15 protein-coding genes and 5 tRNA genes are annotated in these 17543 nt (G+C 62.5%); 12 read left to right on the top strand and 8 right to left on the bottom strand.

The genetic code is table 11. The annotated features are described in order from the left end of the window. Window positions 1-591 carry a cohesin domain-containing protein gene (locus ACRHIG_RS24005; protein WP_489628143.1) on the top strand — a complete coding sequence of 197 codons (591 nt, stop codon included), beginning with the start codon at window positions 1-3 and terminating at the stop codon, window positions 589-591. A 287-nt stretch (window positions 592-878) separates the two neighbouring features. On the opposite strand, the gene ACRHIG_RS24000 is transcribed toward ACRHIG_RS24005, so the two are convergent. Continuing rightward, window positions 879-1631 (bottom strand): SDR family oxidoreductase, encoded by a 753-nt coding sequence (locus ACRHIG_RS24000; RefSeq protein ID WP_489628142.1) that lies wholly within the window; start codon window positions 1629-1631, stop codon window positions 879-881. Between the two features lie 281 nt (window positions 1632-1912). Between ACRHIG_RS24000 and ACRHIG_RS23995 the strand changes: the two genes are divergently transcribed. After that, window positions 1913-2365, top strand: coding sequence for a hypothetical protein (locus tag ACRHIG_RS23995; RefSeq protein ID WP_489628141.1), 453 nt, complete (start codon window positions 1913-1915; stop codon window positions 2363-2365). 39 nt (window positions 2366-2404) lie between these two features. On the opposite strand, the gene panC is transcribed toward ACRHIG_RS23995, so the two are convergent. The 5 genes from panC to metG all read right to left on the bottom strand — a co-directional run bounded on the left by panC (window position 2405) and on the right by metG (window position 7221). Then, entirely contained in the window at window positions 2405-3244 is an 840-nt protein-coding gene (panC, locus tag ACRHIG_RS23990; protein ID WP_489628140.1) for a pantoate--beta-alanine ligase, read from the bottom strand. Between the two features lie 54 nt (window positions 3245-3298). Then, a complete protein-coding gene (locus ACRHIG_RS23985) occupies window positions 3299-4231 on the bottom strand; it encodes a segregation and condensation protein A (protein WP_489628139.1) in 933 nt (310 codons plus the stop codon). 17 nt (window positions 4232-4248) lie between these two features. Next, window positions 4249-4458: a DUF3460 family protein gene (locus ACRHIG_RS23980; RefSeq protein WP_034778041.1), complete on the bottom strand. Its 210-nt coding sequence runs from the start codon at window positions 4456-4458 to the stop codon at window positions 4249-4251. 107 nt (window positions 4459-4565) lie between these two features. Continuing rightward, window positions 4566-5045 carry a GNAT family N-acetyltransferase gene (locus tag ACRHIG_RS23975; protein WP_070219744.1) on the bottom strand — a complete coding sequence of 160 codons (480 nt, stop codon included), beginning with the start codon at window positions 5043-5045 and terminating at the stop codon, window positions 4566-4568. 19 nt (window positions 5046-5064) lie between these two features. After that, the gene (gene metG, locus ACRHIG_RS23970) at window positions 5065-7221 is read right to left on the bottom strand and encodes a methionine--tRNA ligase (RefSeq protein ID WP_489628138.1); all 2157 of its coding nucleotides are present in this window, start codon (window positions 7219-7221) and stop codon (window positions 5065-5067) included. A 160-nt stretch (window positions 7222-7381) separates the two neighbouring features. Here metG and apbC point away from each other — a divergent pair, with 160 nt between their 5' ends. The 3 genes from apbC to ACRHIG_RS23955 all read left to right on the top strand — a co-directional run bounded on the left by apbC (window position 7382) and on the right by ACRHIG_RS23955 (window position 10913). Then, a complete protein-coding gene (apbC, locus tag ACRHIG_RS23965) occupies window positions 7382-8470 on the top strand; it encodes an iron-sulfur cluster carrier protein ApbC (protein ID WP_070219730.1) in 1089 nt (362 codons plus the stop codon). A gap of 220 nt (window positions 8471-8690) precedes the next feature. Then, window positions 8691-9098, top strand: coding sequence for a DUF4399 domain-containing protein (locus tag ACRHIG_RS23960; RefSeq protein ID WP_489628137.1), 408 nt, complete (start codon window positions 8691-8693; stop codon window positions 9096-9098). 138 nt (window positions 9099-9236) lie between these two features. Then, on the top strand, window positions 9237-10913 hold the full coding sequence (locus ACRHIG_RS23955; protein ID WP_489628136.1) for an alkaline phosphatase family protein: 1677 nt from the start codon (window positions 9237-9239) through the stop codon (window positions 10911-10913). A gap of 122 nt (window positions 10914-11035) precedes the next feature. Here the strand turns inward: ACRHIG_RS23955 and ACRHIG_RS23950 are convergent, their stop codons facing one another. Further along, window positions 11036-12601 carry a phospholipase D family protein gene (locus ACRHIG_RS23950; RefSeq protein ID WP_489628135.1) on the bottom strand — a complete coding sequence of 522 codons (1566 nt, stop codon included), beginning with the start codon at window positions 12599-12601 and terminating at the stop codon, window positions 11036-11038. A gap of 63 nt (window positions 12602-12664) precedes the next feature. After that, the gene (gene lysA / locus ACRHIG_RS23945) at window positions 12665-13903 is read right to left on the bottom strand and encodes a diaminopimelate decarboxylase (protein ID WP_475413553.1); all 1239 of its coding nucleotides are present in this window, start codon (window positions 13901-13903) and stop codon (window positions 12665-12667) included. Between the two features lie 159 nt (window positions 13904-14062). Between lysA and ACRHIG_RS23940 the strand changes: the two genes are divergently transcribed. From ACRHIG_RS23940 to ACRHIG_RS23910, 7 genes are all read left to right on the top strand, one after another. After that, on the top strand, window positions 14063-14974 hold the full coding sequence (locus ACRHIG_RS23940; RefSeq protein WP_489628134.1) for a LysR family transcriptional regulator: 912 nt from the start codon (window positions 14063-14065) through the stop codon (window positions 14972-14974). Between the two features lie 70 nt (window positions 14975-15044). Further along, window positions 15045-16451: a glutamate--tRNA ligase gene (gltX, locus tag ACRHIG_RS23935; RefSeq protein WP_489628133.1), complete on the top strand. Its 1407-nt coding sequence runs from the start codon at window positions 15045-15047 to the stop codon at window positions 16449-16451. Window positions 16452-16575: 124 nt separating this feature from the next. Continuing rightward, window positions 16576-16651, top strand: a tRNA-Ala gene (locus ACRHIG_RS23930). Window positions 16652-16705: 54 nt separating this feature from the next. Next, window positions 16706-16781 (top strand) — tRNA-Glu (locus tag ACRHIG_RS23925). A 133-nt stretch (window positions 16782-16914) separates the two neighbouring features. Then, a tRNA-Ala gene (locus tag ACRHIG_RS23920) sits at window positions 16915-16990 on the top strand. Window positions 16991-17041: 51 nt separating this feature from the next. Further along, window positions 17042-17117, top strand: a tRNA-Glu gene (locus tag ACRHIG_RS23915). A gap of 49 nt (window positions 17118-17166) precedes the next feature. Continuing rightward, window positions 17167-17242: transfer RNA gene (locus ACRHIG_RS23910), tRNA-Ala, on the top strand. Window positions 17243-17543 lie beyond the last annotated feature (301 nt).

Genomic DNA, 17543 nt, shown 5'->3' with positions numbered 1-17543 from the left:
ATGGCCACCCGACTGACATCGATTTGCCTCTGGGCCCTGGGCGCCTTGCTGGCCTGTAGCCTCCAGGCCCGTGCCGCCCCGATCATCAACATCGTGCCCGAGTCCTTGTTCTTGCCGCAGGACCAAAGCTTTGGCGTCAATATTGTGATCCATGACGCCACCGACCTGTTCGCCTTTCAGTTCGACCTGTCGTTCGATCCCAGGCTGCTATCGGCCACCAGCGTCGCCGAAGGCGGCCTGCTGCCCGGCGGCGGTCCCACCATCTTCTTTCCCGGCACAATCGACAATGTGGCGGGACGAATCTCGTTCACGCTGGGCACGCTGACCGACAGCTTGCCCGGCGTGAACGGCAGCGGCGCCCTGGCGGGCATCGTGTTCCGCTCGCGTAACACCAGCGGCATCGCTGCGCTCAGCCTGTCGGACATCATCCTGCTCGATGCGAACCTGTCCGACATCGCCTTCAATGCGCCGTTGCCCGCGCAGATCGCGGTGGTGCCGGAGCCGGGCACGCTGGCGCTGCTGGCGCCCATGCTGCTGGGCATGGCCTGGCTGCTGAGGCGCCGCTATCCATGCCTGTCGCCACAGGAATAATGCGCGCCGCCGCATTCATGCGCAACACTGCGCGGGTGGCTAGCGGGGCTTCTGCCGGAGACACCACGGCGTCGGCGATTCCCCTGGCGCCAGAAAATGGCACCCAACGGCGCTGGCGACCCCATGCTCGATTGCCACCAGGCCGGCGGAGATGGCGTCACTGCCGTCGCTGCCGATCATCGGCATCGATGCGGAGTGATCCGTGGAAAACTGGCGTCCGAATTCAAAATCTAGTGCGGTGAGCATCGCAGACGGCAACGCGCGACGCACAGCATGCATGGCTGGTGCTATACCAGGCCGCCGTTCGCGCGCAGGGTCTGGCCGTTGATCCAGCGGCCATCGGGGCCGCACAGGAAGGCTACGGCGGCGGCGATGTCGTCCGGCGTGCCCAGGCGTTCCAGCGGCGCCATCTTGCTCATGCGTTCTATCGTTTCTTCCGTCTTGCCGTTCAAGAACAGGGCCGTGGCCGTGGGGCCGGGGGCGACGGCGTTGACGGTAATGTTCTTGCCGCGCAATTCCTTGGCGAAGATATTCGTCATCGTCTCGATGGCCGCCTTGGTGGCGCCGTAGACGGCATAGCCGGGCAGGGCCAGGCCGGTCACGCTGGTCGAGAAGTTGAGCACGCTGCCGCCGTGGCGCAAGCGCGTCGCCGCCTGGCGCATGGTGTTGAAGCTGCCCTTGACGTTGATGGCGAACAGGCTGTCGAAGGTGGCGTCGTCCGTATCGGCCAGGGTGGGCAGCGCGGGCGGCATGATGCCGGCGTTGTTGACCAGCACGTCGATGCCGCCATAGGCAGCCTCGGCCGCATCGAACAGCGCTTGCACCTCGCCCGCATCGGCCACGTTGGCCTTGACGGCGATGGCGGCGCCGCCTTCGGCCGCGATGGCCGCCACCAGCGCATCCGCCGCCTCCCTGCCGCTGGCGTAATTGACGACGACCTGCATGCCGTCGCGCGCCAGGCGGTGGGCGATGGCCGCGCCGATGCCGCGCGAGGCGCCCGTGACGATGGCGACCCTGGCGGGGATGGTTGCTGTATTCATGGTGCTCTCCTGTCGTGGTGGCGGCCCGCATGGGCCAGTGCAGCCATTGTGATCTATATCGATTCATGGATAAAGATGGTGATATGGATTTCAATGTGCAAATTCCATTAACAATCATTGCTGGCCTGGCTGGTATGGACCGGCATGGTCGCGCCGGCTGCAAGAAATTGCGCAAGAGAATGAAATATTTCCTAAAGTTAACTTTACACGTCAAATAATTTGGCCCATGATCGCTGCAGTATTCCCCCTTTGTCCCCGACCCCGACAAGAAGGAGCGCAACATGCGCCGAGCACCCGTATTGTTTTTCGCCCTGAGCGCGGCCTTGCTGGCAGCTTGCGGCGTGAGCCTTGAACAAACCGCTGTCGTGCCTGTCGCGCTTGTCGAGAGGCAGGAGCCGGCCGCGCCGTTGCCTGCCGAAGGCGATGGCCGGCATGCTTATCTGCACCGCGTGGGGGGCCGCGATTATGTCAGCCTGAGCCAGCATGGTCCCGAGGGCGGCTTGCCGATACGCACGGGAACGCAGCGCCATGCGCACGCCATCCGCCTGCTGGCAGCCGATCCGGCCCAGGTCCGGGCCATCCTGCGCAGCCTGAGGCTGCCTGCGAATCAGCGCAAGCTGTGGGCGGGAGAGGAAATCGTGCTCGATGCGGCCAGCTATGACATGTTGCAAGCGGCACGCGGCAGTAACAAACCGCTGTTTGCCGAGCTCAAGCTGGTAGGGATGGAGAAGTAATAAAAGAAACGGGGCCGAACGGCCCCGCTGTGACTGCGCTTAAATTTCCAGGTTGTCGATCAAACGTGTCTGCCCCAGCTTGGCGGCGGCCAGCACCACCAGCGGTTCGCCCGCGGCCAGTTCGGCGGCATTCGGCGCTTGCAGGTTGGCGCGCTTGCGCACGGCGATGTAGTCCGATTTCCAGCCGCGGCTGTTCAACAGTTGCATGCTGGCTTGTTCCAGTTCGCCCACGGCCAGGTTGCCCTTGCGCACTTCCTCGGCGACGAAATTGAGGCCCTTGAACAGTTCCGGCGCTTCCGCCCGTTCGCTTTCCGACAAGTACATATTGCGCGAGGACAAAGCCAGGCCATCGTCTGCCCGGTAGGTTTCTGCGGCGATGATTTCCGTCGGCAGCGCGAACTGGCGCGCCATGTTGCGGATGATCATCAGTTGCTGGTAATCTTTCTTGCCGAACACGGCCACGCGCGGACCCACGCACGAGAACAGCTTGGTGACGACCGTGCACACGCCTTCGAAGAAGCCGGGGCGGAATTCGCCTTCCAGGGTATTGCCCAGGTCATCGGGCGGGCGCACGCGGTATTCCTGCGGCTCCGGGTACAGTTCCTTTTCCGTCGGCGCGAACAGCACGTACACGCCTTCCTTTTCCAGCTTGGCGATGTCGGCCGCCATGGTGCGCGGATATTTCTCGAAGTCTTCGTTCGGCCCGAATTGCAGGCGGTTCACGAAGATCGAGGCGACGACGGGGTCGCCATGCTTGCGCGCCAGGCGCATCAGCGACAGATGGCCTTCGTGCAGGTTGCCCATGGTGGGGACGAACGCCGTGCGCAGCTGTCCGCTGAGCTGGTCGCGCAATTCTTCAATGTCGGAAATAATTTTCATGGATTGCTTTCGCTAAAACCCCGTTGTACGGTGGTCAGTGACAAAGGGAAGGGATCAGGCGGGCGAATAGGCCAGCCGGACGTAGATGGGGGCAAACGGTTCTGCCTGCGTGATTTCGATCAGGGTTTCCTTGGCCAGTTCCAGCAAGGCCACGAAGTTGACCACCACCACGGGCACGCCGCCGGCAATGTCGAACAGCTCGCTGAACTCGACGAAGCGCGACGACTGCAAGTGGCGCAAAATGCTCGACATGTGCTCGCGCACGGACAGTTCCTGGCGGCTGATGCGGTGATGCTGGGTCAGCTTGGCGCGTTTCAGCACGTCGAGCCATGCCTGCTGCAAGTCCACCGGTTCCACGTCGGGCCAGGTGGGCGTCAGGCTTTGCTCGATGAAAATCTGCGTGCGCACGAAATCGCGCTCGAACTGGGGAATGGCGTTCAGGTCGTAGGCGGCCAGCTTGATCTGCTCGTACTCGAGCAGGCGGCGCACCAGTTCAGCGCGTGGGTCGCCGCCATCTTCCTCGACGTCGCTCTTGCGCGATGGCAAGAGCATGCGCGACTTGATCTCGATCAACATCGCCGCCATCAGCAGGTACTCGGCGGCCAGTTCCAGGTTGCGCACGCGGATCTGGTCCACGTATTTCAGATATTGCAGGGTCACCTGCGCCATCGGAATGTCGAGAATGTTGAAGTTTTGCTTGCGGATCAGGTAGAGCAGCAAGTCGAGCGGGCCTTCGAAGGCTTCGAGGAAGATTTCCAGCGCGTCCGGCGGAATGTACAGATCCGTCGGCATGCGCAGCATGGGCTCGCCATATAGGCGGGCGATGCCCAGCGGGTCGGCGGCGGGCGCCGCGTCCGTTACCTCGGCTGCAGATGCTGCAGGGTCGCCGCTGCCGTCGCCATCGGCGACAGGTTCGGGCGACTCGATGACTGCGCCGGCACCGGAAGCGTCGGCTTCCGGGGTGACTGCAGACTCTTCAGGCAACATCGTGCCGGTTCCAGGTCTTAGTTCTTGTTCTGGTAAACGTAAGCCTGTTGCTTGACGGCCGACGCCAGCTGGCGTTCCTGCTCATCGATGCTGACGGCCGGCTTGTCCCACAGCAGGGCGCGGCCCGCTTGCTGGCCCGCTTCCATGCCAGGATTCTTGGCCTTCAGTTCGGCGATGAACAAGGTGTGGTCGGATACGTAGTTGTTGTGTTTTGCAGGCAGTTTCATATTCTCTTCTGAGTGTCTTATGGGTAAGGTCAGCCGGCCGTATTTTACCGCGCCGTGCCGCTTGGCGGGTTGTTGTATCGGCAAGTCCGGGGCGAAATTGCTAAAAATCAATAACGCAGCAGGCGCCGCATCACCATCGGCGCCGGTTCGGCGGGGTTGGCGTGCGAATATTCCAGTTCTTCGGCCAGCTCGAATTCGAAGGCCGCATAAAAATCGATCAGCTTGCGCTGGTCGCGCCGTACGGCCAGGCGCAATTCCTCGGCCTGGCACGACAGGCCGTGATGAATGATGGCTTCGAGCAAATGCTGCGAGACGTGGCTGCCCCGGTAGGCGGGCAGCACGCCCATGCGTGAAATCTTCCAGATGGCGGGATCGCTGTCGAGCGGCATCCAGCGCAGCGAGCCGGCTGGAATGTCGTCGATCAGCAACAGAAAACCGCCGCCGTGGCGCAATTGCGCTTCCACCTGCTGCGCCGTCTCGTGGTGCCCGCTGGACGAGGCCGCCACCTTGCCGGCCCACGCGGCGCGGGTCAGCTCGGCCATCAGTTGTGCATCGGCATTTGTTGCTTCGCGCACCACGATATTCATCATCGGTCCTTGTGCGGGCTTAGCGGATGCGCATGCCAGGTTCTGCGCCTGGCCACGGGTTCAGGATGTAGATGCCCGGATTGGCCTTCTCGTCGGCGGCGGAGGCGGCCATGACCATGCCTTCCGAAATGCCGAACTTCATCTTGCGCGGCGCCAGATTGGCCACCAGCACCGTCAGCTTGCCGACCAGTTCTTCCGGCTGGTAGGCCGAGCGGATGCCCGAGAACACATTGCGCAAGCGGCCTTCGCCCGCATCCAGGGTCAGGCGCAGCAGCTTGTCGGAACCGTCCACCAGTTCGCAATTGACGATTTTCGCGATGCGCAGGTCGACCTTGAGGAAGTCGTCGATCTTGATTTCGGGCGCCAGTTCCTCGATGGCGGCAGCGGCGGCAGCAGGGGCCGTGGCGTCGTTCGCGGCGTCGCCAGCCGGTGCGGCGATGGCGGCGGCTGCTTGCGGCGCGTCAAACAGCGCTTCGATCATCTTCGCATCCATGCGCGTCATCAAGTGGCTGTAGGCGCCGATGGTACGGCCCAGCATGCTGTTCGAGACGGCGTCGCCGAACACTTGCGTATCGGCCCAGGTGAACTCGGCGTCATTGAGGAACGATGCCACGTTCTTCGCCACGCCCGGCAGCACCGGCGACAGCAGAATCGTCAGCTGGCGGAACAGGATCAGCGCCGTCGTGCACACGTCGTGCAGGTCAAACGTCTTGTCCGCATCCTTGGCCAGAATCCATGGTTTGTTTTCATCGACATACTGGTTGGTGATGTCGGCGATTTCCATGATCTCGCGCAAGGCCTTGCCGAATTCGCGGTTCTCGAAGTGCGCGGCGATGCTGGCCTGGCGCTCGACGATGACGCCGTTGACGTCCACCGTCAGCGCGCGGTTGATCCAGCTTTGTGCGCCTTCCGACAGCGTGGATGCCAGCTTGCCGTCGAAACGCTTGGCGATGAAGCCGGCGCAGCGGCTGGCGATGTTCACGTACTTGCCGATCAGGTCGCTGTTCACGCGGGCAACAAAATCTTCGCCGTTGAAATCCAGGTCTTCCACTTTCGAGTTCAGCTTGAAGGCGATGTAGTAGCGCAGCCATTCCGGGTTCATGCCCAGGTCCAGGTAGCGCAGCGGCGAAATGCCGGTGCCGCGCGACTTCGACATTTTTTCGTTGTTGACCGTCAGGAAACCGTGCACATTGACTTTCAGTTTGTCGATCACCGGGTGATCGGCGAACTTCAGCATGGCAGGCCAGAACAGCAGGTGGAAGGAAACGATGTCCTTGCCGATGAAATGGATCTGTTCCGTCGTCGGGTCGTTCAGGAAGGCGTCGAAATCGATGCCTTTCTTGTCGCAATAGTTTTTCAGGCTGGCCAGGTAGCCGACGGGCGCGTCCATCCACACATAGAAGAACTTGCCCGGCGCATCGGGAATCGGGATGCCGAAGTAGGGCGCGTCGCGCGAGATGTCCCAGTCGGCCAGCTTTTCGCCCGCCTCGCCCAGCCACTCGCTGACCTTGTTGACCATTTCCGGCTGCAAGCGGCCTGGCGTGTTCAGCCAATCCTTGAGGAATTCGAAGCAGCGCGGGTCGGACAGCTTGAAGAAATACTGTTCCGACGGCTTCATCACGGGCGTCGCGTTGGTGAAGACCGAGAACGGGTTGACCAGGTCGGTCGGCTGGTAAGCCGCGCCGCACACTTCGCAATTGTCGCCGTACTGGTTCTTGGCGCCGCATTTCGGGCATTCGCCCTTGATGTTGCGGTCGGCCAGGAACATGCCCTTGACCGGGTCGAAGAAGCGGTCGACGGTTTTCGTGACGATCAGGCCCGTATCGCGCAGCTTGCGGTAGATCGATTGCGACAGATCAACGTTCTCCGGCGAATCGGTCGAATACCAGTTGTCGAAGGCGATGTGGAAGCCATCGAGGTACTGGGCGCGGCCGGCCGCGATGTTGGCGACGAATTGCTGCGGCGTGATGCCTTCCTTTTCGGCGGCGATCATGATGGGCGTGCCATGCGTATCGTCGGCGCCCACAAAGTGCACTTCACGGCCGGCTGCGCCATCGCGTTGCATTCGCTGGAACCGGACCCAGATATCGGCCTGGATGTATTCCATGATGTGGCCAATGTGAAAAGCGGCGTTTGCGTAAGGCAGGGCAGTGGTGACGAACAGCTTGCGAGTCATGATTGATGCACTTTTGGGATGGATAATAGGACATTTTAACAGCGGAAAGGCAATATGAGCAGATGCAGCGCCGGCAAGTGATGCTTTTGCCGCCATCGCACCACGCAAATTTGCGCTAGACTGCGCGTATTGCACATATGTAGTACACACGGAGATTTACATGAGCATCACAGTAGAAGACGTCAAGGCCGCGCTGGCCCAGGTTATTGATCCAAATACACATAAAGATTTCGTTTCCAGTAAAACCGTCAAGAATCTGAAGGTCGATGGCAGCGACATTTCGCTCGACATCGAACTGGGCTATCCCGCCAAGAGCCAGATCGACCTGATCCGCAAGTCCGTGCTGGCCGCCCTGCGCGTGCTGCCGGGCGTGGGCAACGTCAGCGTGGGCGTGTCGTCGAAGATCATTTCGCACACGGTGCAGCGCGGCTTGAAGCCGATGAGCAACGTGAAAAACATCATCGCCGTCGCTTCCGGCAAGGGCGGCGTTGGCAAATCGACCACGGCCGTCAACCTGGCCCTGGCCCTGGCCGCCGAAGGCGCCACCGTCGGCATGCTGGACGCCGATATCTATGGCCCGTCGCAGCCGATGATGCTGGGCATCAGCGGCCAGCCGAAGACGCTGGACGGCAAGAGCATGGAGCCGATGGAAAACCACGGCCTGCAAGTGTCGTCGATCGGCTTCATGATCGATCCGGACGAGCCGATGGTGTGGCGCGGCCCGATGGTCACGCAAGCCTTGCAGCAGTTGCTGGACCAGACCAACTGGCGCGACCTCGATTACCTGATCGTCGACATGCCGCCAGGCACCGGCGACATCCAGCTGACCCTGTCGCAGAAAGTACCCGTCACGGGCGCCGTGATCGTCACCACGCCGCAGGACATCGCGCTGCTGGACGCGCGCAAGGGTCTCAAAATGTTCGAGAAGGTCGGCATTCCGATCCTCGGCGTGGTGGAAAACATGAGCACGCACATCTGCTCGAACTGCGGCCATGCGGAAGAAATCTTCGGTGCCGGCGGCGGCGCGAAGATGTGCGCGGACTTCGGCGTGGAATTCCTCGGCGCCTTGCCGCTGACCATGGCGATTCGCCAGCAGACGGACTCGGGCACGCCCACCGTCGTGGCCGAGCCGGAAGGCCCCGTCGCCGTGATCTACAAGCAGATCGCCCGCACCATCGCCATTAAAGTGGCGGAAAAGGCGAAGGATATGACAAGTAAATTCCCGTCGATCGTGATCAAGAACGACTGATGGTTGGGTGGCCTTGCAAACCTGCTGCGCAGCTCACTTTCGGGTCGGCGTTACTCACCGTACTAAAGTACGGTTGCGTTACTCAACCCGACATTGAGCTTGCTCGCTACGGTTTTCAAGGCCACCAGTGGCACCATTGGCTTAACTCGTCCCCGGCGCCATGACCGCCAGGAATATGGTTTCATGCAGTCCGTGTTGTTATTAAACAAGAGGAGACATCATGCAATTGACCACCGTATTCCTGCGTCGTAGTATCGCCGTGATCGCCGGCAGCCTGCTGGCCGCCAGCGCCTTTGCCCAATCCGTCTCGTTCGTCGAGCCGGTTGACGGCGCCACCGTCAGCAGCCCGTTCAAGGTCAAGTTTGCGATCCAAGGCATGGACGTCAAGCCGGCCGGCGACATGACGGCCAAGACGGGCCACCATCATCTGCTCATCAATTCGGGGCCGATGAAGGCGGGCGAGATGATACCCATGGATGACAAGCATTTGCATTTTGGCAAAGGTCAAACGGAAACGGACGTCACCTTGCCGCCAGGCCAGTACACCCTCACCATGCAGTTCGCCAATGGCGCGCACCAGTCGTATGGACCGGAGTTGAGCAAAAGCATCAAGGTGACGGTTAAGTAAGTCAGATATATTGTCTGTTGCGGCATAGGCCGGGTTCCAGCGATGGAGCCCGGCCTTTTTCTAGTTATTGCTTTTTGTCATCATTGCGTCATATAGTCGGCGTATGCTGCCCGGTGGCCTAACTTTTGATGAGTGGATATGACGAAACATTTCTCCCTTTCCCGGCAAGTGGCGCAGGCGCTGCTGGTGGTCGCTGGCGTGGCGGCGTGCCAGGCGCATGCGGCCAAGATTGCACCGGCCACTGCGGCGCAACCGAAGCTGGTAGTCGTGCTGGTGGTCGACGGTTTGCCGCAGGAACAGGTGACGCGCTACCGCGACCAGTTCGGCCAGGGCGGCTTCCGGCGCCTGCTGGAGCAGGGCGCGTGGTTCAGCGATGCGCACCAGGCGCATGGCATCACGGTCACCGCCATCGGCCACTCGGCCGTGCTGTCGGGCGCCTACCCGTACCAGCATGGCGTGATCGGCAATAACTGGATCGATCCCGTTACGAAAAAGTCCGTGTACTGCACCGAGGACGGTAATTTCCATTACATTGGCGAAGCAACGCAGCCGGACGACGGCACGGCGCCGACGAAGCTGCGCGTGAGCACCCTGGGCGACGAGCTGCGCTATGCCACGGGCGACCAGGCCAAGGTCGTCACCGTGTCGGGCAAGGACCGGGGCGCCATCCTGCTGGCCGGGAAAACGGGCACGGCCTATATGTACATGGAAAAGACGGGCAATTTCGCCAGCAGCACCTATTACATGCAGCAGCATCCGCAATGGGTGCAGCGCTACCAGGCGGCCAAACCGCAGGACCGTTATTATGGCAAGAGCTGGACGCCGCTGCTGGCCGATGCTGCCTATGCGCGCGACGCCCGTGATGATCTGGTGGCGGCCAAGCCGGGCACGCGCAATACCTTCCCGTTCGCCTATTACAGCGACAGCGGCAAGCTCGATGGCGAGTACTACAGCCGTTTGAAGTCCGGTCCCTTCCTCGATGAGCTGACCCTGGAATTCGCCCGCGCCGCCATCGATGGCGAGAATCTGGGCCGCAATCCGGCCGGCGTGCCCGACATCCTGGGCGTGAGCCTGTCCGCGCACGATTATGTGAACCATGCCTACGGCCCGGAAAGCAAGATGTCGCACGACCACCTGCAGCGCCTGGACCGCATGCTGGCCGGCTTCTTTAGCGACCTGGATAAAAAAGTCGGCATGGATAACGTGCTGGTGGTGCTGACGGCCGACCATGGCTTTGCCAACGTGCCGGAATTTGCCGAAACGCGCGGCTTTTCCGCCAAACGCATCGATGGCGCCAAGCTGGTCGATGCCTTGAGCCGGCACCTGGCGACGAGCCTGGGCATCGATAAACTGGTGACGACGTCGTCGCTGCCGAATATCTACCTCGACTACGCGCTGGCGGAAAAGAGCGGCATCCAGCGCGCCGCCCTGGAAGACGCGGCGGCCCGCTTCCTGCTGCAGCAGGACGGCCTGGCGCAAGTCTACACGCGCACGCAGATGGAAGCAGGCGCCGTGGTCACCCGCATGGATACCCTGATGCGCCGCGCCTGGAACCGCCAGCTGTCGGGCGACCTGATGGTCGTCACAAAGCCGGCCTGGTACTTTGGCAAGGGCAGCGGCGGCACCTCGCACGGCACGCCGTACACGTATGACACCAACGTGCCGCTGATGGTGTTCGGCCCCCGCTGGATCAAGCCGGGCGCCTATGGCCAGTACGCGGAAGTGGTCGACATCGCGCCTACGCTGGCCCACCTGCTGCGCATACGCCAGCCGTCCGCGTCGGAAGGGCGAATCTTGACGGAAGCGGTGCGGTAAAGGGCGGTGCTGCGCGCTTGTCGGCTTACGCGCTTTGCGCTAACCCGACCTACGATGACCTTGTAGGTCGGATTAGCGGGGCGCAGCCACGCGTCATCCGACAACATCGTCGGCAAAACCGATTACAGCAACCAATCGATCGGCAGCACCGACAGAATCGCCACCCCCATGCGCTTCCACACGCTGGTGCCCGGTTCCGTGTCGTAGCGCGTGGCGGCCCCGTTGGCGTCGCGGGCGAGCCAGTACAGCTGGCCGTCGTCGCCAAGCAGCACCTGGTAGGCGCGCCGCGGGATGCTGGTGCGCATGGCTTGCCCCAGCTGGCTGGCCAGCGCGGGGCTGTCGATGACGAGGCCCATTTCCGTGTTCAATTCGATCGAGCGCGGGTCGAAATTGAACGAGCCGACAAAGATGCGCCGGTCGTCGACGGCAAAGGTCTTCGCATGCAGGCTCGATGCGGAACTGCCGAAGCGGCCCGGCTGCTCGCGCGCGTCGCCAGCTTCCCACGAGCGGCGCGACTCGTACAGCAGCACGCCCGCTTCCAGCAGCGGTTTCCTCCACTTTGCATAGCCCGCATGCACGGCCGCCACGTCGGTCGCTTCCAGCGCATTCGTCAGGATGCGCACGCCCACGCCTTTTTTCGCCAGGTCGGCAAAGGCCTGGGTGCCGGCCTTGCCGGGCACGAAATACGGCGACACCAGGTCCACTTCCTTTTCCGGCACGCCCAGCAGGTTTTGCAGGTTTTCCGCCACGCCCGTGCCTGGCCGGGCCTTGTCCAGCACTTTTGCCGGGTCGTCGCTGACCATGCGCGTCCTTGCCCATTCGAAGGGCAGGGTGCGTTCCATCATCTGCTTGACGAAGGGCGAGGTGCGCAGCGCCTGCACGTATTCCTCGGCGGCCCTGGTGTCGTCGATGCGGTCCGCCTCGGCGGCGATGGTGGCCGCGTCGCCGTCGACAGGACTGGTCAGCAGCAGGCTGGCCGGGTAAGCCGAGGCGCTGTTCCAGTAGCGGTCGAAATCCTGCGAGACCTCGCCGACGACGGGGCCGACGGCCAGCACGTCCAGGTCGGCGAACAGCACCTCGCCGGCCGCGCCAAAATATTCATCGCCCACATTGCGTCCGCCAACGATGGTGGCCTGGTTGTCGGCCGTGAACGATTTATTGTGCATGCGCCGGTTCAGGCGCGAAAAATCCATGGCAAAGGCCAGCGCGCGGGGAGAGCGGGGCAGGAAGGGGTTGAACAGGCGGATTTCCAGGTTCCGCTGCTTGCCCAGCATGGCCAGGGTCTGGTCCAGGCCCGCCGTATTGTTATCGTCGAGCAGCAGGCGCACGCGCACGCCACGTTCCGCCGCCTGGCGCAGGGCGTCGAACAGCAAGGTGCCCGTGATGTCCTTGTGCCAGATGTAGTACTGCACGTCCAGGCTGCGCTGGGCGGCGGCGGCCAGCAGGGCGCGCGCGGCAAAGGCGTCGCGGCCGTCGACCAGCGGATAGATGCCGGACACGCCGGGATGCTGCGCCACCATGGGCGCGATGGCCGTGGCCAATTGGGTGTGCTGTGTGTCTGCGATGACGGTGGAGGGGCTGCGGCCGTCCAGCGAGGGCAGTGTAGTGCAGCCGGCGAGGACGGCGGACAGCAGCAGGGGCGGCAGCAGCCGGGTGGCGCTGCGGAAGGGAAGTGCTTGGGCGGGCATGGCGGGCTTTCATCGAGTTGCCCCGATGTTAGCAGATGCGCATGCCCGCACGCGGGCGAGGATTTACAGTTGTTCCAGCGCGATCAGCTCGGCCACCGTCTGGCGGCGGCGGATCAGGCGGGATTGCGCCCCATCGACCAGGTATTCGGCTGCATGCGGGCGGCTGTTGTAGTTCGACGACATCGAGGCGCCATACGCGCCCGCGCCTTCGAAGACGACGTAGTCGCCCACCTGCGCTGCAGGTAGCAGGCGGGTTTCCACCACGCCGCCGTCGCGCTGGGTGAAGACGTCGCCCGATTCGCACAGGGGGCCGCCGACGACGGTGGCGTGCTGTTCATCGAGAGCGCGGCCGTCGTGCGCGATCACCGACATTTCATGGTAGCTGCCGTACATGGCGGGACGCATCAGTTCATTGAAGCCCGTATCGAGCAAGGTGAAATGGTTGCCGCCCATTTGCTTGGTGGCGCGCACTTCGGCCACCAGCAGGCCCGCGTCGGCCACGAGGAAGCGGCCCGGTTCGATTTCCAGGTGCACGGGATGGCCCAGGTGCGCCTCGATCTGCTTGCGCGCCGCATCCCACAGCTGGAAGTAGTGGTCCGTGTCGACGGGCTGCTCGCCTTCGCGGTAGGGCACGGACAGGCCGCCGCCCGTGGAAATGGCTTCCAGGTCATGGCCCATGTTCTTGACCAGGTCGACCATGGTGCCGCAGACGGTTTCCAGGTGGCTGTAGTCGACGCCGGAGCCGATGTGCATGTGCAGGCCCACCAGGTGCAGGCCATGCGCGCGGATGACGGCCAGCGCTTCCGGCAGCTCTTCATGCCAGATTCCGTGCTTGCTGTTTTCGCCGCCCGTATTCGTCTTGTTGCTGTGGCCATGACCATAGCCGGGATTGATGCGCAGCCAGACGCGGTGGCCGGGCGACACGGGGCCCAGCTGGCGCAGCATGTCGACGGAGCCGCAATTGACTTCGATCTTCGCTGCCGCCACGCGCGCCAGGGTGGCGCGGTCGAACAGGTCGCAGGTGAACACCACGCCGGCGGCGCCATTCGTTTGCGCCGGCGTAAAGCCTGCCTGCAGCGCACGCTCGATCTCGCCCAGCGAGACGGCGTCCACGTGCACGCCCGCTTCGCGCATCAGGGTGAGCAAATGGATGTTCGAGTTGGCCTTTTGCGCGAAGCGCACGGTGTCGAACTGCGCCAGCTGCGCGATGCGTGCGCGGATGGTGGCCGCGTCATACACCCACAGGGGCGTGCCGTGTTCCTGGGCGAGTTGGGCGAGGGTGGCGTCTGGCACTGGTTTCATGGTGGTGGTCTTTGTCGTGTGATGGGTGGTGTCGGAGGTGGCGTCGGATTACGCGGGCTTTGCCCGCTAATCCGACCTGCGATGCTGGCCATGATGCGGCTTTTCTGTGTAAACATAAAATATCCATTTAAGGCGACCTTATTCATTTATGATATGCGCATGACCATCTCATTGCGCCATATCGAGGTTTTCCGCGCCATCATGACGACGGGCAGCGTGACGGCCGCCGCCGCCATGCTGCACACCTCGCAGCCCACCGTCAGCCGCGAGCTGGCGCGCCTCGAGCATTTGACGGGCCTGACCCTGTTCGAGCGCGAACGGGGGCGGCTGCGCCCCACGGCCCAGGCGCTGCAGCTGTTCGAAGAAGTACAGCGCGCGTATTTCGGCCTGGAGCGCATCGTCAGCACGGCGACTGCCCTGCGCCAGTTCGACCAGGGGCAGCTGTCGATCGCCTGCCTGCCCGTGTTTTCCCAATCCCTGCTGCCGCAGGCCTGCAAGCGCTTCGTCGCCGACTTTCCCAAGGTGAGCATCAGCATCACGCCGCAGGAATCGCCGCTGCTGGAAGAGTGGCTGTCGGCGCAGCGCCACGATATCGGCTTGACGGAAGTGGGCAATGCGCCGCCGGGCACCGCGCTTGACACCCTGATGTCCGTCGATGAAGTGTGCGTACTGCCCGATGGCCATGCGCTGGCCGGCAAGGCCGTGCTGCAGCCGGCCGATTTCGCGGGCCAGCCTTTCATCAGCCTGGCCACCGTCGACCCCTACCGCCAGCAGATCGACGCCATCTTCGCGCAGGCCGGCGTGGAGCGGCGCATGGCGCTCGACACGCACAGCGCCGCTTCCGTGTGCGCCATGGTGCGCGAAGGCGTGGGGCTGGCCATCGTCAATCCGCTCACGGCCCTCGATTATGCGGGGCAGGGCTTGCAGATCCGCCGCTTTGCCGTGTCCCTGCCGTTCACGGTGAATCTCGTGAAGCCTTTGCACCGGCCCCTGTCGCAGCTGGTGGCCCTGTTCGAGCAGGCGCTGCATGCGCAGGCGGACGAGGTGAAAAGGCGCTTGCTGCAGCTGTGACGGCGCTTGTGGAGCGGCGGCGGTCAACAGAGTAAAATGGCGTTTTACTTATTCAAGCCTGATTACTTCGATGACCACAAACGCTACTCCCGTCCGTACCCGTTTCGCTCCCAGCCCGACCGGCTATCTGCACCTGGGCGGCGCCCGCACCGCTTTATACAGCTGGGCGTATGCCCGCCACTTCGGCGGCACCTTCGTGCTGCGCATCGAAGACACGGACGTGGAGCGTTCCACGCCGGAAGCCGTGCAAGCCATCATCGAAGGCATGAAGTGGCTGGGCCTGGACCACGACGAAGGCCCGTTCTACCAGATGGCCCGCATGGACCGCTACCGCGAAGTGGTGGCGCAGATGCTGGCCGAAGGTACGGCGTACCACTGCTACTCGTCGCCGGAAGAAGTCGAAGCGATGCGCGAGCGCATGCGCGCCGCCGGCGAAAAGCCACGCTACGACGGCACCTGGCGCCCGGAACCGGGCAAGACCCTGCCGGCCGTGCCGGCGGACCGCAAGCCCGTCGTGCGCTTCAAGAATCCGCTCGATGGCGACGTGACGTGGGACGACGTGGTCAAGGGCACGATCACGATCTCTAACCGCGAACTGGACGACCTGGTGATCGCCCGCCCGGACGGCACGCCAACCTATAACTTCTGCGTGGCCGTCGATGACTGGGACATGCAGATCAGCCACGTGCTGCGTGGCGATGACCACGTCAACAACACCCCGCGCCAGATCAACATCCTGCGCGCCATCGGTGCACCGCTGCCACTGTACGGCCACCTGCCGATGATTTTGGGTTCGGACGGCCAGAAGATGTCGAAGCGCCGCGATGCCGTCAGCGTGATGGATTATCCGGCGCAGGGCTTCCTGCCTGAATCGATGCTGAACTACCTGGCGCGCCTGGGCTGGAGCCATGGCGACGATGAAGTCTTCTCGGTGGAACAGTTCTGCGCGTGGTTCAACCTCGAGCACCTGACCAAGTCGGCCGCGCAGTTCGATCTGGAAAAGCTCAAGTGGCTCAATAACCAGTACATCAAGCAGGCCGACAATACCCGTCTGGCCGACCTGGCGCGCCCGCAGATGCTGGAAGCTGGCGCCGTCTTCGAAGGCGCGCCGGACCTGGCGCTGGTGCTGGGCATGATGAAAGAGCGCGCCAACACGGTCAATGAGCTGGCTGCCGCTTCGATGCTGTTCTTCCGCGAGCCGCAGCCGGAAGCGGAACTGGCGGCGCAGCACATCACGGACGCGATCAAGCCCGTGCTGGCGCAGTTTGCCGAGCGCATCGCCACGGTGGAGTGGAGCAAGGAAGCCGTGGCCGCCATGATCAAGGAAGTGCTGGCCGCCAACACCATCAAGATGCCGCTGCTGGCCATGCCCTTGCGCCTGATCCTGACGGGCCAGCTGCAGACGCCGGCCATCGATCAGGTGGTGGTGATCTTCGGCCGTGACACCGTGCTGGCGCGCCTGGCAAAGTGGCTGTAATCGCCGCGCTGAATTGAGCGCGTAAACGCAGTGCGGAAACCGCCCCTATGAAAAGTTGCTCATAGACGAAAAAGGGTATTTGCAGAGTGAAACTTCTTTGCTATACTCTTGTTTCTGCACCAACGGGGGTATAGCTCAGCTGGGAGAGCGCTTGCATGGCATGCAAGAGGTCAGCGGTTCGATCCCGCTTACCTCCACCAGCAGCAATGATGTTGCTTGTTGAAGTGGTGCAGATGTTGTTTGGAAGTTCCGCGGTCCCCATCGTCTAGAGGCCTAGGACATCACCCTTTCACGGTGAGTACAGGGGTTCGAATCCCCTTGGGGACGCCAGGTAGTTGTGGTATAGTAGTGGCAGTTGTTTGTACTGATTGTTGTAAGTTCAGGCCGGTAAAAAACGGGTTCTGGATGGAAAGCAAGTAGTGGAACAAAGTCGCCAAGTGCGGCTTTTATTATTTCTGCGCCCGGGGGTATAGCTCAGCTGGGAGAGCGCTTGCATGGCATGCAAGAGGTCAGCGGTTCGATCCCGCTTACCTCCACCAACAGCGCAGAAGTAAAGCGGCAAATTGTAGAAGCAAAAATGCAGTACCGAGGTCCCCATCGTCTAGAGGCCTAGGACATCACCCTTTCACGGTGAGTACAGGGGTTCGAATCCCCTTGGGGACGCCAGTTCAGTCTGGTGTTGTAGTCGTAAAGAAGTAGCAGTGTTTCTGCGCCCGGGGGTATAGCTCAGCTGGGAGAGCGCTTGCATGGCATGCAAGAGGTCAGCGGTTCGATCCCGCTTACCTCCACCAACAGCGCAGAAATCACGTGATAATCAAAGTCGCCTCGGGCGGCTTTTTTTATTTCCGCGGCACTTCCCGCCATACCCCTCGGGGGATATGGCCAAGCTGTTAGCGCGCTTGCATGGCATGCAGGCGGTCAGGGTTGACTCCCGCTGACCTCCACCAACAGCGCAGAAGCAGGCAGTGAATAAATCAAAGTCGCCTCGGGCGGCTTTTTTTATTTCCGCGACACTTCCCGCCATACCCCTCGGGGGAATATGGCTAAGCTGTTAGCGCGCTTGCATGGCATGCAGGCGGTCAGGGTTGACTC

The sequence above is a fragment of the Janthinobacterium sp. C22 genome, assembly GCF_057919405.1.
Note: the sequence above shows the minus strand (reverse complement) of the source record. Positions and strands in the feature narration are given on the sequence as shown.

Coding starts and splice junctions, on each gene's coding strand:
- ACRHIG_RS24005 (WP_489628143.1), top strand. CDS start 1: ATGGCCACCCGACTGACATCGATTTGCCTCTGGGCCCTGGGCGCCTTG.
- ACRHIG_RS24000 (WP_489628142.1), bottom strand. CDS start 1,631: ATGAATACAGCAACCATCCCCGCCAGGGTCGCCATCGTCACGGGCGCC.
- ACRHIG_RS23995 (WP_489628141.1), top strand. CDS start 1,913: ATGCGCCGAGCACCCGTATTGTTTTTCGCCCTGAGCGCGGCCTTGCTG.
- panC (WP_489628140.1), bottom strand. CDS start 3,244: ATGAAAATTATTTCCGACATTGAAGAATTGCGCGACCAGCTCAGCGGA.
- ACRHIG_RS23985 (WP_489628139.1), bottom strand. CDS start 4,231: ATGTTGCCTGAAGAGTCTGCAGTCACCCCGGAAGCCGACGCTTCCGGT.
- ACRHIG_RS23980 (WP_034778041.1), bottom strand. CDS start 4,458: ATGAAACTGCCTGCAAAACACAACAACTACGTATCCGACCACACCTTG.
- ACRHIG_RS23975 (WP_070219744.1), bottom strand. CDS start 5,045: ATGAATATCGTGGTGCGCGAAGCAACAAATGCCGATGCACAACTGATG.
- metG (WP_489628138.1), bottom strand. CDS start 7,221: ATGACTCGCAAGCTGTTCGTCACCACTGCCCTGCCTTACGCAAACGCC.
- apbC (WP_070219730.1), top strand. CDS start 7,382: ATGAGCATCACAGTAGAAGACGTCAAGGCCGCGCTGGCCCAGGTTATT.
- ACRHIG_RS23960 (WP_489628137.1), top strand. CDS start 8,691: ATGCAATTGACCACCGTATTCCTGCGTCGTAGTATCGCCGTGATCGCC.
- ACRHIG_RS23955 (WP_489628136.1), top strand. CDS start 9,237: ATGACGAAACATTTCTCCCTTTCCCGGCAAGTGGCGCAGGCGCTGCTG.
- ACRHIG_RS23950 (WP_489628135.1), bottom strand. CDS start 12,601: ATGCCCGCCCAAGCACTTCCCTTCCGCAGCGCCACCCGGCTGCTGCCG.
- lysA (WP_475413553.1), bottom strand. CDS start 13,903: ATGAAACCAGTGCCAGACGCCACCCTCGCCCAACTCGCCCAGGAACAC.
- ACRHIG_RS23940 (WP_489628134.1), top strand. CDS start 14,063: ATGACCATCTCATTGCGCCATATCGAGGTTTTCCGCGCCATCATGACG.
- gltX (WP_489628133.1), top strand. CDS start 15,045: ATGACCACAAACGCTACTCCCGTCCGTACCCGTTTCGCTCCCAGCCCG.